This is a genomic window from Bifidobacterium sp. ESL0769, assembly GCF_029395495.1.
Classification (GTDB): domain Bacteria; phylum Actinomycetota; class Actinomycetes; order Actinomycetales; family Bifidobacteriaceae; genus Bifidobacterium.
In genome coordinates, this window is the sequence record NZ_CP113918.1 from 1,802,860 (window position 1) to 1,818,767 (window position 15,908).

Here is a 15,908-nt window from a genome sequence, read left to right on the forward strand (position 1 = left end):
TTGGCGTTGCCCTCTAGGAAATAAATTCTTGTCCTTCATAAAGAGGATTGTGGAGGCATGGCTTTCAATACGAGATATGGGTATACCGCGCCCGACCGAGCAGGGTTTGCACCAGGTGCAGGCACAAACGAACAAGGCCCGAAACCGCTGGACCAGTTGCCGCGGCTCGCGCGGGACACCACCCCGGAAAATCCTTGGCCGGTCAGTGTGGTCAGCCAGAAATACCATGATGCCGTGAAACGTTGGCCCGGCTCATGGGTTGAGGGGCAGATCGTTGAAATCAATATGCGACGCGCCAGTTCCGGCTATATCACGTTACGCGACAATTTTGAGGACATCTCCATTTCAGTGATGGGATTCCGCAATTTCGTGGCAATGGCTTCGAATTTCCATCAGGGCGACCGCGTGGTCATCCACGGCAAGCCGGATATCTGGATCAAGGCGACCCGCCTGAGCTTCGTGGCCGACGACATCCGTCGCATCGGCGCGGGCGATCTCAAAGCGCAAATCGACGAACTGCGCAAGAAACTCAAGGGCGAGGGGCTGTTCGATCAGGAGAACAAGGTAGAACTCCCTGAATTTCCGAAATGCATCGGCCTAATTTGCGCGCCACAAGCACGAGCGGAAGGCGACGTCATCACCAACGTCAACCTGCGCTGGCCGGCCGTGAAATTCAAGGTCGTTCACGCCCACGTGCAGGGCGTGCAATGCCCGTCCGACGTCATCGCGGCCATTCAAAAACTGGATGCCGACCCTGAGGTCGACGTCATCATCGTCGCTCGAGGCGGCGGCAGTTTCGAGGATCTCATCGGCTTCTCCGACGAGGGCGTGGTGCGCGCCACGGCGGCGTGCGAGACCCCTATCATCTCGGCCGTGGGCCACGAGGACGATTGGACGCTGATCGACCTGGCTTCCGACCTGCGCGCCTCCACCCCCACCGATGCCGCGAAGAAAGTGGTACCGGACGTCCGCGAGCAATGGCAGCTTATCACCAACGCCCGTGCGCAGATGAACATGCGGGTCCGGGCTCGCGTCGACAACGAAATCCGCGTTATCGAAGGTTATGCAAACCGGCCAAGCCTCACCCACCCGCAGACGATGCTCGAGCCTCATCAGCGTTTCCTCGACGAATCCGTACAGCGCATGCAGCTCGGGCTGACCAGAATCGTGGATGACGCCAGCCTGACCATCGAAAAACTGCACGCCAGCCTAAGCGCCCTGAGCCCGCAATCCACGCTCGACCGTGGATACGCCGTGGTGCAGGCAGCGAACGGGCATGTGCTTGACGACGCAACAGCGGTCTCCCCCGGAGACGTGCTGACCTTGACCTTGAAGAAGGGCGAGGTAGTCACCGAAGCGAAATCGGTGAATCCGGAATAAAAAGCGAGATTGCCGAAATCAGAAATCAGAATATTGATAACGGCCTTCGACTTTGGATATAACAAACAGATAAATAACATCAATCAACAAAAGATATAAAGGACTAATCATGGCAACAGCAAACAAGGACTCACACGACGACAAGAACGAAGACACGAAAGCGGCAGAAGCCGCCGCCCCGGCTTCGAGCCTCACCGACAAGGAACGCGACCAGATCGCGAAAATGCCGTATGAAGAGGCGCGCGACAATCTCATCAAAGCTGTGCAAGCACTGGAGGCCGGCGGATTGAACCTCGACCAGTCGATGCACCAGTGGGAGGTCGGCGAGGCACTGGCCAAGCGCGCGCAAAGCCTCTTGAACGACGTCCGAGCCAAGCTCGAAAACGCCGAGGCCGAGCAGCAATCGACAGCCGCGACGGCTGGTACGCAATCCAATCTTGAATAGCGCAAGATCGGATTCCGTCTTCGCACGCTTTCAGACTCACCTATCTTAAGTAACATGAAATGGTCAATATCCCTGAAAATCAATTTTTCATGGCGATATTGGCCATTATCAATAAGCGCTAACTCATCTTATAATGCATAATAGCGGACTATACTAGTGTTTATAAGACCCAAGGATGAGCACTGGACGACAACAGCGAAGTTGCGCTGCAATAATGAATGTAGGAACGTTACCACCCCAAGGAAAGGAGCGAGCGTGATTATCGGAATACCCAAGGAGACGGCTCCGGGCGAAAGGCTGGTTGCAGCGACGCCCAAAACCGTCGGCCAGCTCAAAAAGCTCGGTTATGATGTCTCGATAGAAACCGGAGCCGGAGAAGAGGCGAGTTTCTCCGACGCTGATTACAAAACAGCAGGTGCAGCAATCGGCAAGGCAACGGATGTCTGGAACGCCGACATCGTCGTCACCGTCGACACCCCGACCCCTGGTGAAATTGCTCAGATGAAGTCGGGCGCGATGCTGGTTTCGCGCCTCGCACCACATAGCAACGCCAAGCTGCTCGACATTCTGGCCCATCGCAACATCACGGCTCTCGCGCTCGACGCCGTACCGCGCATCTCGCGAGCGCAGTCGCTGGATGTGCTTTCGACCATGTCGAACGTCTCCGGCTATCGAGCGGTCATTGAGGCCGCGGAATCCTACGGCGGCATGTTCGCCGGGCAGGTCACCGCAGCCGGCAAGACGGCCCCGGCCAAGGTCTTCGTCATCGGCGGAGGCGTGGCAGGGCTGGCCGCTATCGGAGCGGCCGCATCGATGGGCGCCGAGGTTCGCGCCTTCGACGTGCGCCCTGAAGCCGCCGAACAGATCGAATCGCTCGGCGCCACGTTTGTTCGTGCGGAAGGTGCACAGCAGGAAAAGTCCGACACCGGTTACGCCAAGGCGTTGAGCGATGATCAGGAGAAGGCGACGTTGGCGCTTTACACCAAAGAGGCCGCGAACGCCGATATCGTCATCACCACCGCTCTGGTGCGTGGCGCAGGCGTCCTGACTATCACCAAGGACGCAGTGAAGGGCATGAAGCCCGGTTCGGTCATCGTCGACCTCGCGGCAAGCGGCGGCGGTGATTGCGAGCTGACGCAGCCCGGCAAGAAGATTACCACCGACAATGGCGTGACCATCATCGGCTATACCGACCTCGCCAGCCGTATGCCCCAGCAGACCTCGCAGCTTTACGGCACCAACGTGGTCAATCTGATGAAGCTGTTGACACCGAAGAAGGACGGTATTGTCACGCTCGACCTTGACGACGAGGTGCAGCGCGGCATGACCGTGACCAAAGATGACAGCATTCTTTGGCCACCGCCAAAAGTCGCGGTATCCGCTGCGGCCAAGCCTGACGACAAAGCCAAACAGCTCACCCCCGAGGAAAAGAAGGCTCAGGAAGAGGCTGCCAAAGCCAAGGAAGCGGCGATCAAGGCGCAGAAGATCAAGCGCAACACCGTACTGACGGCGATTGCAGCCATCCTGCTCGCCATCGCGCTAGCCTTCGCCGATACGAAGCTTCTGATGACGTTCTCGATCTTCATTCTGGCGATTTTCGTGGGCTATTACGTCGTCTCCAACGTCACCCATTCGCTGCATACCCCACTGATGAGCCAGACAAACGCCATCTCCGGCATCATCCTCATCGGCTCGCTATTGCAGATCGGCTCGACCAATACGCTAGTGACGGTGCTCGCCGTGATTTCGGCGGCCATCGCCTCGATCAACGTGTTCGGCGGGTTCCTGGTGACCTACCGAATGCTCAGCATGTTCAGGAAGGAAGCCTAAAGATCATGACACTCGAATCCATTGCTCAATCCGCCTACTTGCTGGCGGCGGTGCTCTTCATCCTCTCCCTTGCTGGCCTTTCCAAGCAGGAAACCGCCCGTCGCGGCAATATCCTCGGCATGATTGGCATGTTCATCGCCATCGTCGCCACCATCGCCTTGGCGCTCGTTGATTCTCAACGCCCGGTATGGGTGACGGCCCTATTGATCGCCCTCGTTTTCATCGTCGGTGCCTCCATCGGTATTTGGAAGGCACGCACCGTCGAGATGACGCAGATGCCGGAACTGATCGCGATGCTCCACAGCTTCGTGGGTATCTCCGCGGTTTTGATCGGCTATAACTCGTGGCTTACCGAAAAGAATCCGAACGGCGCACATCTGGCTGAAATCTACATCGGCGTACTGATCGGCGCCGTGACCTTCACCGGCTCGATCATCGCCTACCTCAAACTGGCAGGCAAGATGAAGTCCAAGCCGCTGATCATCCCCGGCCACAACATCATCAATCTGATGGTGTTGATTGTCATGATTGCAATGATCGCCTGGTTCATCCCGACGCAATCGATCTGGCCTCTGGCCATCATGACCGTGCTCGCACTGCTGCTCGGCCTGCACATGGTCGCGGCCATCGGTGGCGGCGACATGCCCGTGGTCATCTCGATGCTCAACTCCTACTCGGGCTGGGCTGCGGCCGCTTCGGGCTTCATGCTCGACAACAACCTGCTGATCATCACCGGCTCGCTGGTCGGCGCTTCCGGCGCTATCCTCTCCTACCTGATGTGCAAGGCCATGAACCGCAAGTTCATGTCCGTCATCCTCGGTGGTTTCGGCGAAAAGCCGGCCAAGTCGGGCGATGCCAAGGAAATCACCGGTGAGGTGCACGAGACCACCGCCGCCGACGTGGCGGAAATGCTCAAGAACGCGAACTCGGTGATCATCGCCCCCGGTTACGGCATGGCCGTCGCCAAGGCCCAGCAGGCCGTCGCAGGATTGGTCGAAAAGCTGCGCGCTCAAGGCGTCGAGGTCCGCTTCGCCGTTCATCCGGTGGCGGGGCGTTTGCCCGGTCACATGAACGTACTGCTGGCCGAGGCCAAGGTTCCCTACGATATCGTCATGGAAATGGATGAGATCAACGACGACTTCGCCGATACCGATGTCGTTCTAGTCATCGGAGCCAACGACACCGTCAATCCCGCAGCAGCCGAAGACCCCAACTCCCCCATCGCCGGCATGCCCGTGCTGCGCGTCTGGGAGGCCAAGCAGGTCGTTGTCCTGAAGCGTTCGATGGGCACCGGTTACGCCGGCGTGCAAAACCCGCTGTTCTTCAACGACAACACGTCGATGCTTTTCGGCGACGCGAAAGCCAGTGTGGAAGCCATCTCGAACGCGGTGTGAGCGCAAAAACACAAAAACAGATAAATAAAAACAGTTGGGGTCTATCCGTTGCTATCAGCGGATAGACCCCAACTTTTACAAAATTTAGATCGTGAACCAAATAATTTACGTTTTCAACCGAAGAATTTGGGTTCTATACCAAAAATTTGGGCTTATCCACGAAACCGTATGTGGATAAGCCCAAATGGTTTAACAACCAGAGCGATAACTCAGCCGAAGATATCCTTGGCGGCCTTGGCCACAGAGTCGCCCATGAGCTCGCCCGTGTCGTTCTCCGCGCCGAAAAGACGATTCAGCGCCTTGTCGGCCTGTTCGACGGTCATAGGCTTTCCGACCTCTTTGGCAACCGCTTGCAAATCAGTGATGGTAGTAACCTTAGAAAGCTTATCTACCAATGTTTTCTCGTCCATGAGCACTCCTCGTTGTAATCTCACTTGTACGTTCGGCATTCTCTGCCTCCACCCCATCTTAGCCGCCTATGTAGATGAATGTGTATCATGTCACAATTTTTATCACAAAACAATTAAAGCGAATCGCGGCATAACATTTTCGTTTGAACCGCTGCCAAAAACCGCTACCACAAAGGGATACAAAAGCTATACGAAAGGATATGGAAAGAGCTTTGAGGGACCATCCACCACTTATTTCACGGCAATGGTGGCCAGCAGAGCGGCGTGATCCGACCCAGGTATCGGAAGAGTGCTCACCTGCCCGGCGGTAATCCCCTGATCGAGGACGATATGGTCGATACCCGCAAATTTCGGCACCCCAGGTTTGTTCGCCGGCCAGGTGAAGACGAACCCGCTGCCCGAACTTTGCGCGGCGTCATGGAAGCGCGAACCCAGGATATTGCGGAACGGGGTATGGTCGGTGGTCGCGTTGAAATCCCCCATGAGCACGTACCTGTCGTTCTTGTGCGAGCGCATCGTCGCCACTTCGTCAAGCGAGGCGCGCCAGTCGTCCCAATAACCCGGCTTGGGAGAAGTGGTATGCACCGAAACGAAACGAATCGGCGTTTTGCCGCCCCCGAAGGAAACGGTGCCGCCCGGCATGAAGGAAGCGCTGGAATCGACATCGTCGTCGGCCGGTGAGTCCAATGCCGTCGCTGAAAACAGCGCGTTGCCGTATTTGCCGTCCGACGAGGAAATCTGGGAATACGGCAGGTAATCGTCGATGCCTTCCGCTTTGAGCGCACGGACGAATGGCTTGGTGGTTTCCTGCAGCGCGAGCACTTCCACGCGCTGGTCGCGCACCGCATCCACCACCGCTTTGGCCGAAGCCCGACCTTTATAGACATTCGCCGTCATCACGCGCGCGTACGAATCGTGGGTATCCGCGTGGCTCTCTCCGACCGCCGAGACCGCGGCATCGTCAAGATGGGTCTTAGCGATGAGATAGGGATATTGCCACCATCCCTGAAGCCCGAGGCACGCCAGCGCCAGCAGCGCCGCAAACCATCTGCGCGATGCCAAAGCGAGCATAAGCGCAAGCACACCCAAAGCGGCGAACCACGGCGTGAACGCGGCGACCACAGGCACATACGGCAGCGATTGCAATTCCTCAGGCAGCTCGCGGCTCACCGTCCCCAGTAACGCGGCAAGCAGACACAGCCAAGCCAGAAGCGCAAGAACCTTACGCAGAAACCCTCCGCGTTTCCTTGATTTAGGCGCGGATTTCGCAGCTGCTTTCGAGACGGCTTTGGGTTTCGACTTGCCTTTTTGCGTCGGTTTCGACCTCGACTTCGTCTTGCCTTGAGATGCCGTTCTGGATTTGGTTTTCGCCTTCACATTGCCTTCCTGGTATTCGCAACCTTGATTGGGACTCGGCGGTTGCCTAGCATGATTTCTGCATTCATATTAGCCAATACCGCGGCATTATGCCCGGCTACGCCTAGGATAAATCCATCGGCCGAAAAAGCCTTTACTGTCATAATACGAAACGAAATAGAGGAAACGAGGAGCCATGCCCGAAACGGGTCACAACGCACGAGTAATCACCATCACCACCAAGTCAGAGGACGGCCCGCTTCTCGTAATCCACGGCGGCGCAGGGGCACGCGGTAATCATAGCGCCGAAGAAGTCAACGCCGACCTCAACCGGGCGCTCGACGCGGGATACGCCAGGCTTGAAGCCGGGGCAAGCGCTGAAGAAGCCGTCGTCGCCGCCATCCATGTGATGGAGGATGCCCCGGAATTCAACGCCGGGCGTGGGGCTGCGCTCACCAGCGACGGCATCGTGCAGATGGACTCCTGCCTGATGGACGGCGACGGTAGGGTCGGCGCGGCTACCGGACTCGACAGCGCACGTCACCCTATCGACGTGGCGCGGGCCATCAAAGACAAGACCAAGCACGTCATGTTCGCCGAGCCCACCGAGCAGGAACTCGCCGAATGGGGCATCGAAACCGAAGACAACGAATACTTCATCACGCAAGAGCGTCGTGAAGAACTTGTCGATGCGCAAAACAACGGTGATGACTGGCAAAAGCATGGCACCATCGGCGCCGTCGCCCGCGACGCGCAAGGCCATATCGCGGCCGGCACCTCGACCGGCGGCATCACCAATCAGATGCACGGACGCGTCGGCGACACCCCGCTGCCCGGCTGCGGCACCTTCGCCGACCAGCGATCGCTCGCCGTCTCCTGCACTGGCATCGGTGAGGCGTTCGTCAAGGCCGTAGCGGCAAACCAAATCGCATCCAGGGTACGTTTCGCCGGCCAAACCCCAGAAGAAGCTGCCAAGGCGACTCTCGACGAAGTGGACGGCTACCACGGCGACGGCGGCATCATCATCGTCCCGGCCAAAGGCCACGGCGTCATCGCCTACAACAGCGAGGCGATGAAATGCGGTTACCGCTCGGGCTCGGAAAGCCACGTGCAAAGCTGAACAGCTGTAAACAACAGGGGCGTTCCTCCACATCTATCCTGGAGGAACGCCCCTGCTATATCTGCCTAACTATTTTCCGAACACGGAACAGCGTGCTGCGCAACACACGCACAGCGCCCTGCTGTTGCCCTACTTTGTAATGGTGTTGTAGGTGGGCAGGTTCGTGTAATCGAAGTCCACGTTCTTGAGCTTCGGCGTCGAAACCGCCGAAACGTTGCCGCACCACAGCGGAATGGCAGGCAGGTCGTTCAGGAGAATCTCCTGTGCGGCATTGAAATCGGCCGTACGCTTGGCGGGATCGAGCTGCGACTTCGCCTTCAGCAGCGCAGCATCGAATTCAGGATTCTTATAGTCGCCGTCGTTGGTACCGTGCCCATCGGCGGATTCCGAGGCATAGAGCGGCGTCATATAATCCTCGGCCGAAGGATAGTCCAGAGACCAGCCCGAGAAGAACGGCGTCTGAATAGTGCGCGAGGTCACGCGGTTGAGCAGGTCGCTGAAAGTCGGGTAGGCGTCGCCCACGGCCTGGATGCCCAGCGTGTTCTTCAGCTGGTTGCAAACCGCGTCAACCCAAGGCTTGTGGCCGCCATCGGAAGGATAAGCGAGGCTGAATTTCTCGTTATACGGCGAGATGGCATCGGCCTGCTTCCAAAGCTCCTTGGCCTTAGCGGCGTTGTGCTTGAGATTGGCCGTACCTTTGAGGTTCTTCTGGTGCTCCGGAACGCCGGGCGAGGTGAAGTCCGTGGCCACAGTCTTGGTGTTGGAGAAGACCTTGTCAACGATCTGGCCGCGGTCGATGGCCATGGAAATCGCCTGACGACGCAGGATGCCTTCCTTGTTGAAGCCGAAGTGCTGCGCCCATTCGGGGATGATGAATCCCTGATAATAGCTGCCAGGGCGGCTGTAGGCGTGAATGGTCGAATCGGTGCGGAAGGTCTTGACCTCGGACTGAGGCACGTCCATGAGCAGGTCGAGGCTTCCGGATTCCACGTCGGAATAAGCGGCGTCGGGGCTGGAATAGACGCGGTATTCGATACCGCCGTTCTTGACCTTGCGATAGCCCTTATAATCCGGGTTCTTCACAACAGTGATGTTCTTGTTTGGCGTCCATGACTTGAACTTGTACGGACCGTTGCCGATCGGGTTCTTGCCGAAAGCCTTCATGTCTTTATAGGCAACGCTCGGCAGCGGGAAGAACGACTGATGCGAGATCTGGGTCGGGAAGACCGAATCCGGACTGTTGAGCGTGACAATCAGCGTGTGGTCGTCGGGAACCTGGAGGCCGGAAAGTTGGGCATCGTCGGCGGCGCCGGGCTTCTGCAGCTCGTCATAGCCCTTGATCACAGACATACGGCTGGACTGCTTCTCCGCGTGCTTCACGTTGGCGGCGTAGCTCCAGGCCTTGGCGAAGGATTGCGCGGTCACCGGCTCGCCATTGGTGAACTTCCAGCCGTCGTTGAGCTTGATGGTATATTGCGTGGCTTCGGGATTGGCCGTGATGGACTTCGCGACCTCCATATGCTGCTTGCCTTTGGCGTCGAAGCTGACCAGGCCTTCGAAGAGGTAGCGGATGATACGGCTTCCACCCATTTCATTGGTATCGGCCGGCACCAGCGGGCTTTCCGGTTCGGTATTGTTCACCGAAATAATAGCGTTGGGATCCGCCTTCGCGCTATTGTCACTTGTCGAATTCGACCCGCAGGCCGCCACCGAAACCAGCGTCGCCGAAGCGAGCAGTGCAGCCGCGAGACGGGTACCCCAAGATTTGAATGTCATCTTTTCCCTATTCTCTTTCTCTTGACGTTTGGTTGACAGGATATCTCACCTTACACCGGCAAATGATACCGGTACGATACAGGTTTGTTACCTTGAGACAATAGACCATAATATACGGTCATAATCGAACATTGTGCTCGATATTTCACAATAAGAATCACCATCTTCAAACGGACACAATATGAAGTCATGCCCAGCGGCGTACCATGTCAGATATCCAAACAAACGCTCAATGGGCGTCATGGCGCAGTGGGCATTGTTGCGCAATGGCCTCTATCGCTTTATCGAAAGGAAACGAACCGATGGCATCACCCAGTCCAGTCAAATCAATCGTTACCAAAGGTGGGGAAAACGGTATCCTGCTCGTCATTCACGGCGGGGCCGGAAGCCGCGGCAAGCACAGCACGCCGGAACGTCAGGCGCAGGTGGAGAGGGATCTGCAGCGCGCACTCGACGCCGGGTACGCCGAGCTCGAAGCCGGGGCCAGCGCCGAAGACGCCGTTGTGGCCGCCATCCACGTGATGGAAAACGCCACCGAGTTCAACGCCGGACATGGGGCGGCGCTCACCAGCGACGGCATCGCCCAGATGGACGCGTGCCTCATGGGCGGGGACGGAGAAGTCGGCGCCGTCGCAGGCGTGCACACGGTTAAGAACCCCATCGACGCCGCACGCGCCGTCAAGGAGCAGACCAAGCACGTCCTTTTCGCGGACCCGCAGGACAAGGAACTTGAGGATTGGGGCGTTGAGACGCGCGACCCAAGCTACTTCATCACTGAACAGCGCAAGCAATCGCTCATCGAAGCGCAAACCAACGGCGACGAATGGGAGAAGCACGGCACCATCGGCGCCGTCGCCCGTGACGCACAGGGCCATCTCGCGGCAGCGACTTCCACCGGCGGCATCACCAACCAGATGCACGGACGCGTCGGCGACACCCCGCTGCCCGGCTGCGGAACGTATGCCAACGACGAGACGGTTGCGGTTTCGGGTACCGGCATCGGCGAGGCGTTCGTGCGCACAGTAGCCTGCCATCAGGTCTCGGACCGCGTGAAGTTCGCCGGGCAGACCCCGCTTGAATCCGCGAGCGCCACACTCAACGACATCGAGGCCCATCGCGGCGACGGCGGCCTGATCGTGCTTCCGGCCAAGGGTGAGGGCGTCATCGCCTACAACAGCGAGATGATGAACTGCGGATACAAATCCCCCACCGGCAGTTACGTGCAGGGCTGATATAGCGGCTGGTTTACCGGCTGGCTCTTTAACGGGCCCGGCGCCGAGAATCTGTAGTTGTATACAGATTCTCGGCGCCGGGCCCGCAGCAATTTCGATAAAGCAAATCCCACAAACATGAAAGGGTCGGGCAACAGTTTCATAAGCCATTGCTCGACCCTTTTTATTCAGTTTTATTCAGTTTTATTCAGTTTTATTCAGTCAGTTACGAACCGTCGCCTTACTTGGTGACGGTGTTGTAGGTAGGCAGGTTCGTGTAGTCGAAGTGCACGTTCTTGACCTTGGTGGAAGCCGCGGCGGCTACGTCCTCGTTCCACAGCGGGATCGAAGGCAGGTCGTTGAGCAGGATTTCCTGGGCGGACTTGAAATCAGCGGTGCGCTTGGCCACGTCGGTCTGGCTCAACGCCTTGGCCAAAGCCGCGTCGAACGCCTTGCTCTTGTAGTCGCCGTCGTTGGAACCATGGCCATCAGCTGCAGAGGAGGAATACAACGGAGTCATATAGTCCTCGGCCGTCGGGTAGTCGAGCATCCAGCCGGAACGGAACGCGGTCTTGATGGACCGGTCGGTTACCTGGTTGCGAATGTCGCTGAAGGTCGGGTACGGATCGCCGGATGCGTTGATGCCCAACGTGTTCTTCAGGCTGTTGCTCACCGCGTCAACCCACGGCTTGTGCGCGGCATCGGAATTGTAAGCGATCTTGAAATCGCCGGTGAACTTCGAAATTTCGTCAGCCTGCTTCCAAAGTTCCTTGGCCTTCGTGGGATTGTATTGCAGATTGGCGGAATTCTTGAGTTCCTTCGAATGTTCGGGAACCAGAGGCGAAGTGAAATCGGTGGACGGGGTCTTCGTGTTCTGGTAGATCTTGCTGACGATCTGCTTGCGGTTGATAGCCATGGAAATGGCCTGGCGACGCAGGTTGCCTTCCTTGCCGAGCGCGAAGTGCGGCAGGCTTTCGGGAATGACGAAGCCCTGATAGGACGAACCGGGCTGGACGAACGCCTTTACCGAGGAATCGGTGCGGAACGTCTTCAATGCCGACTGCGGCACCTCTTCCATCACGTCGAGGTTGCCGGATTGCAGGTCAGCGTAAGCTGCGTCCTCGTTGGTGTAGACACGATAGTCGATACCGGCGTTGGCGGCCTTGCGGCTTCCCTGATAATCCGGATTCTTCACGACCAGAATGTCGGTGTTGGGCTGCCATGACTTGAACTTGTACGGGCCGTCGCCGATCGGGGCCTTGCCGAACGCCTTGATGTCCTTGTACGCAGCAGTAGGCAGCGGGAAGAAGGACTGGTGTGCAAGCTGAATCGGGAATACCGAATCGGGGCTCTTCAAGGTGACCACAAGCGTCAGCGGGTCTTTGACCTCGAGGCCGGAAAGTTTGGTATCGGGCGCAACGCTCGGGTCCTGCAGCTCGTCGTAGCCTTTGATGATGGACATACGGCTGGACTGCTTCTGAGCGTTTTTGACATTGGCGGCATAGCTCCATGCGTCGGCGAAGGACGAAGCGGTCACCGGCTCACCGTTGGTGAATTTCCATCCGTCGTTGAGCTTGATGGTATATTGCGTGGCGTCAGCGTTGGGAGTGATGGACTTCGCCACTTCCAGATGCTGCTTGCCCTTGGCGTCGTAGCTTACCAGACCTTCGAAGAGATAACGGATGACCTTGCCACCGCCCATTTCGTTAGTGTTGGAGGGCACGAGCGGGCTTTGCGGCTCGGTGTTGTCGACCTTGATGATCTCATCGGTGGTCGCTGCCTTCTTTGGCGTCGAGGCATTATTATTACCCGAACCGCCGCAGCCGGCAACGGAAATCAACGCCGCGCCCGCAGCCAGCGCGGCCACGATTTTTATGCCCCATGATTTCGAAGCCATAATTTTCCCTTTCTTCCCTGCACTCGTTATTAGCATGTAACACATGCAGCCGTAAAACACATATATTTACACGTATAACTACGTTTTGGATTATATGCCCGCCAAGTGTTTCCAAACCATGAAGAACGATTAAATTGAGACAGAACACGTATACCGGGTTAAAGGAAAAACTTATACCGCGCGACAAAACCCACTCAACACAACCCCTGAGCAAGCGATAAAACGTGCCGCATACCGAGAACATCGGGCTCGACTATCAGATAATAATGTATTGCAAAATACCAACGAGGAAATTTTGTGCCCGGAATCAGATTCGAACTGACGACACCCGCTTTAGGAGAGCGGTGCTCTATCCCCTGAGCTACCCGGGCAACATAAGGTATTGTACACGCAAACCTGGCCCGCCTACCACGGCGCGTAAAAATGTCCTCATCATCGCAATGATGACGAGGACATTGGCTGAAAACCATATCAATCGGCAAGCCGGAATCGGCCACCGATCAATGGATCAGAGGTGGTTGTAGGAGAAATCGCGAATCTGACGCAACGTCTCCTGGCTTTCGGGCAACCAGCTCATGCAGACCGGATAGACGTGACCCAGAGTTACGCCCTTGGGTGCGTGCCGGTCGTGCAGCTCGAAGTCGCGACCCGCGTCGCAAAGCGCCGCGGCAAGCCGCATGGCGTCACCCTGCAGGAAGTCGTCGTTGCTCGTGTTGAGGAACAGCGGCGGCAAGTCGACATGTGCGGCCATAAACCCAAGGTCAGCCCACTGCTCGCCCCGCTCCTTCAAGGTCTTGAAGAAGAACGGAGAGATGACCATCATCGAACCGGTCGGTGAGCTCTCGTCGATATCGCCAACTCCATCGACCGCGTCAAGATACGGCTTAAGCTCGAAGAGACCAGAAATTAGCGTGGACCCCTTGAGACTGAGCCCGGAACGTTTCAAGCCCAATGCGTCGGCCATCTCCTGGCTACGTTCGACAGCCGTGGCATACAGCGCCAAGGTGCCGCCCGCGGAATCACCGGTGAGGAAAATCGAACGCGGATCGGCAGGATAGTCGTCGATATGGTCTCGAATCCAAGCGAACGCGGCTTCCACGTCGGTAAGCTGACCCAGGAAATCGCTTTCCGGCATGACCCGGTAATTGACCGAGAACACCACGAATCCTTGTTCGGCAAGATGAACGTTGAAGTTGCGATTGAGCTCCTTGTGGCCATACATGAAGCCGCCACCGTGAATATCGATGTAAACCGGAGTGGTTTTGCCGCCACGCACCACCACATCGTGCGGCAGGTAGACATCGAGTTTGTGCGCCCGGGTACCGTCGTCGATGTACGGGATGTCGGCGATGACGTCGATGCCTTCGGGAACCTGCCAATAGGCGGTACGCGAACGGTCGCCGCGGGCGAACATCAGACGCGAGGCCAAAACGGTCTGGGCGATATGTTCGTCACAACCAGCAAGGTCGCCGTCAAGCTCAGTCCAGGTCGAGAAGAGCTTGCGCTCATCGTCTTCGATCTTCAAATCCATGGCACTCACTCGGCTTTCATATCCTCAAGTTCAACGCCATTGGTCTCCGGCAGAGCCTTGACCACGAAGATCCAGCTCAGGGCCGCGAAAACCGCATAGAACAGATAGGCATTGCCGATGCCCCAGCCGTCACGCATCGGCGGGAAGGTCGTGCTGACCACGAAGTTGCCGATCCAGTTGAAAGCAGTGGCAACGGCCACGCCCATGGCACGGATGTTGTTCGGGAAGATCTCGCTGATGACCACCCACATGGCCGGGCCCCAAGTTCCGCAGAAAATAAGGTAGAACAGGTAGACCGCAACGAGCGTCAACGGAGCCCAGAAACCGCTCAGGGAAACGCCATTCGGAGTGATGGTGGCGTGATAGAAGCCGAAAGTGGCGATCAAGAGGAAGATGGTCATACCGGCCGAGCCGAAGGACAGCATCTTGCGGCGGCCCACGCGATCGACCAGGACCATGGCGAGAATCGTCGGGATGAAAGCAACGATGCTGCGGATCACGGAGATGTTGAGCGCCTGCTGCTCGCTAAAGCCAACGGAACGCCAAAGGCTAGAATCGTAGTAAAGGATGATGTTCACGCCGTTGAACTGCTGGAAGAGCGCGATGGCAATGGCAATCCACACCACTTTCTTCAGGCCGAAGGTGTGTCCGCGAAGGTCGGAAAGACGCGGGGTGGTGTCGTTGCCGAGGGAAGCGCGAATCTGCGCGACCTTGGCCTTGGGATTGGTGGAACCATTGAGGCTGCGAAGCAGACCCATAGCCTCTTTGTCACGGCCCTTCATCACCAGGTAACGCGGAGACTCAGGGAGTTTGAAGCAGGCGATCAGCATCAAAACCGCGGGAATGACCATCATCAAAAGCATCCAGCGCCAAGTGGAGATACCGAACCAGAACGGCCTGTCGGCGCTGCCGGAACCCTTGGCCAGCAGGTTGTTGACGATGGTTGAAAGGAACATGCCGATGGCCACGCCAAACTGCTGGAAACTGGTGAGGAAGCCACGCATCTTGGTAGGAGCGACCTCGGAAATGTAGGCCGGGCCGACCACCGAAGCGAAGCCGACACCGACGCCACCGACGATACGGAAGATGACGAAAATCCAGACGCCGGGTGCGAAGCCTGAACCGATGGCGCTCAACAGGAAGAGGATGGCGGCGACCAGCATGATCCTGACCCTGCCATAACGGTCGGCCAGTTTGCCGGCGAACCATGCGCCGAGAACGCAGCCAAGCAACGCTCCCGAAACCGAGATGCCGCTCATCAGACTGTTCAGGTTGAATCCGGAAACCTTGCCGGCGATGGCGTCAACGGCCCCGTTAATCACCGAGGTGTCGTAGCCGAACAGCAAGCCACCCATGGCACCAGCCAGGCATACCAGAATAATCCTTCTACGAATCTTGGGGTCGAGAACCTCGACGGCTTCATCTTGAGAAGGCGAGCTATCAGTGCTTTGTGACATTGTTACTCCTTCGTTTTTGTTTAACAACGATGTTCAATAGAGAATCTATCAAGTTCAAAAAGGCGAATGAGTGTATTTTGTGATATTAAAAATCTGTTTTG

12 protein-coding genes and 1 tRNA gene are annotated in these 15,908 nt (G+C 57.3%); 6 read left to right on the forward strand and 7 right to left on the reverse strand.

All coding sequences use genetic code 11. The features are described from left to right. The first annotated feature begins 57 nt into the window (after positions 1 to 57). The 4 genes from xseA (at position 58) to pntB (ending at position 5,049) form a co-directional block, all read left to right on the forward strand. Complete coding sequence (gene xseA, locus OZX72_RS07185) at positions 58 to 1,380, forward strand: exodeoxyribonuclease VII large subunit (protein WP_277158017.1); 1,323 nt, start codon at positions 58 to 60, stop codon at positions 1,378 to 1,380. A gap of 109 nt (positions 1,381 to 1,489) precedes the next feature. Continuing rightward, complete coding sequence (locus OZX72_RS07190) at positions 1,490 to 1,825, forward strand: exodeoxyribonuclease VII small subunit (protein WP_277158018.1); 336 nt, start codon at positions 1,490 to 1,492, stop codon at positions 1,823 to 1,825. Positions 1,826 to 2,080: 255 nt separating this feature from the next. Beyond that, the gene (locus tag OZX72_RS07195; RefSeq protein ID WP_277158019.1) at positions 2,081 to 3,655 is read left to right on the forward strand and encodes a Re/Si-specific NAD(P)(+) transhydrogenase subunit alpha; all 1,575 of its coding nucleotides are present in this window, start codon (positions 2,081 to 2,083) and stop codon (positions 3,653 to 3,655) included. A 5-nt stretch (positions 3,656 to 3,660) separates the two neighbouring features. Further along, positions 3,661 to 5,049 carry a Re/Si-specific NAD(P)(+) transhydrogenase subunit beta gene (pntB, locus tag OZX72_RS07200; RefSeq protein ID WP_277158020.1) on the forward strand — a complete coding sequence of 463 codons (1,389 nt, stop codon included), beginning with the start codon at positions 3,661 to 3,663 and terminating at the stop codon, positions 5,047 to 5,049. Positions 5,050 to 5,258: 209 nt separating this feature from the next. Here pntB and OZX72_RS07205 read toward each other — a convergent pair whose 3' ends face one another. Together OZX72_RS07205 and OZX72_RS07210 are read right to left on the reverse strand one after the other, a co-directional pair. Further along, positions 5,259 to 5,459, reverse strand: coding sequence for a hypothetical protein (locus OZX72_RS07205; RefSeq protein ID WP_277158021.1), 201 nt, complete (start codon positions 5,457 to 5,459; stop codon positions 5,259 to 5,261). Positions 5,460 to 5,690: 231 nt separating this feature from the next. Next, positions 5,691 to 6,836 (reverse strand): endonuclease/exonuclease/phosphatase family protein, encoded by a 1,146-nt coding sequence (locus tag OZX72_RS07210; RefSeq protein ID WP_277158022.1) that lies wholly within the window; start codon positions 6,834 to 6,836, stop codon positions 5,691 to 5,693. Between the two features lie 175 nt (positions 6,837 to 7,011). On the opposite strand from OZX72_RS07210, the gene OZX72_RS07215 reads away from it, so the two are divergent. Beyond that, positions 7,012 to 7,935 carry an isoaspartyl peptidase/L-asparaginase gene (locus tag OZX72_RS07215; protein ID WP_277158023.1) on the forward strand — a complete coding sequence of 308 codons (924 nt, stop codon included), beginning with the start codon at positions 7,012 to 7,014 and terminating at the stop codon, positions 7,933 to 7,935. Between the two features lie 129 nt (positions 7,936 to 8,064). Here the strand turns inward: OZX72_RS07215 and OZX72_RS07220 are convergent, their stop codons facing one another. Next, positions 8,065 to 9,711 carry an ABC transporter substrate-binding protein gene (locus tag OZX72_RS07220; RefSeq protein WP_277158024.1) on the reverse strand — a complete coding sequence of 549 codons (1,647 nt, stop codon included), beginning with the start codon at positions 9,709 to 9,711 and terminating at the stop codon, positions 8,065 to 8,067. A 302-nt stretch (positions 9,712 to 10,013) separates the two neighbouring features. On the opposite strand from OZX72_RS07220, the gene OZX72_RS07225 reads away from it, so the two are divergent. Continuing rightward, complete coding sequence (locus OZX72_RS07225; RefSeq protein WP_277158026.1) at positions 10,014 to 10,943, forward strand: isoaspartyl peptidase/L-asparaginase; 930 nt, start codon at positions 10,014 to 10,016, stop codon at positions 10,941 to 10,943. Between the two features lie 220 nt (positions 10,944 to 11,163). Here OZX72_RS07225 and OZX72_RS07230 read toward each other — a convergent pair whose 3' ends face one another. The 4 genes from OZX72_RS07230 to OZX72_RS07245 all read right to left on the reverse strand — a co-directional run bounded on the left by OZX72_RS07230 (position 11,164) and on the right by OZX72_RS07245 (position 15,807). Next, a complete protein-coding gene (locus OZX72_RS07230) occupies positions 11,164 to 12,819 on the reverse strand; it encodes an ABC transporter substrate-binding protein (protein ID WP_277158027.1) in 1,656 nt (551 codons plus the stop codon). A gap of 298 nt (positions 12,820 to 13,117) precedes the next feature. Beyond that, positions 13,118 to 13,190, reverse strand: a tRNA-Arg gene (locus OZX72_RS07235). Between the two features lie 137 nt (positions 13,191 to 13,327). After that, the gene (locus OZX72_RS07240) at positions 13,328 to 14,350 is read right to left on the reverse strand and encodes an alpha/beta hydrolase (RefSeq protein ID WP_277159405.1); all 1,023 of its coding nucleotides are present in this window, start codon (positions 14,348 to 14,350) and stop codon (positions 13,328 to 13,330) included. Positions 14,351 to 14,355: 5 nt separating this feature from the next. Next, the gene (locus tag OZX72_RS07245; RefSeq protein WP_277158028.1) at positions 14,356 to 15,807 is read right to left on the reverse strand and encodes a sugar porter family MFS transporter; all 1,452 of its coding nucleotides are present in this window, start codon (positions 15,805 to 15,807) and stop codon (positions 14,356 to 14,358) included. Positions 15,808 to 15,908 lie beyond the last annotated feature (101 nt).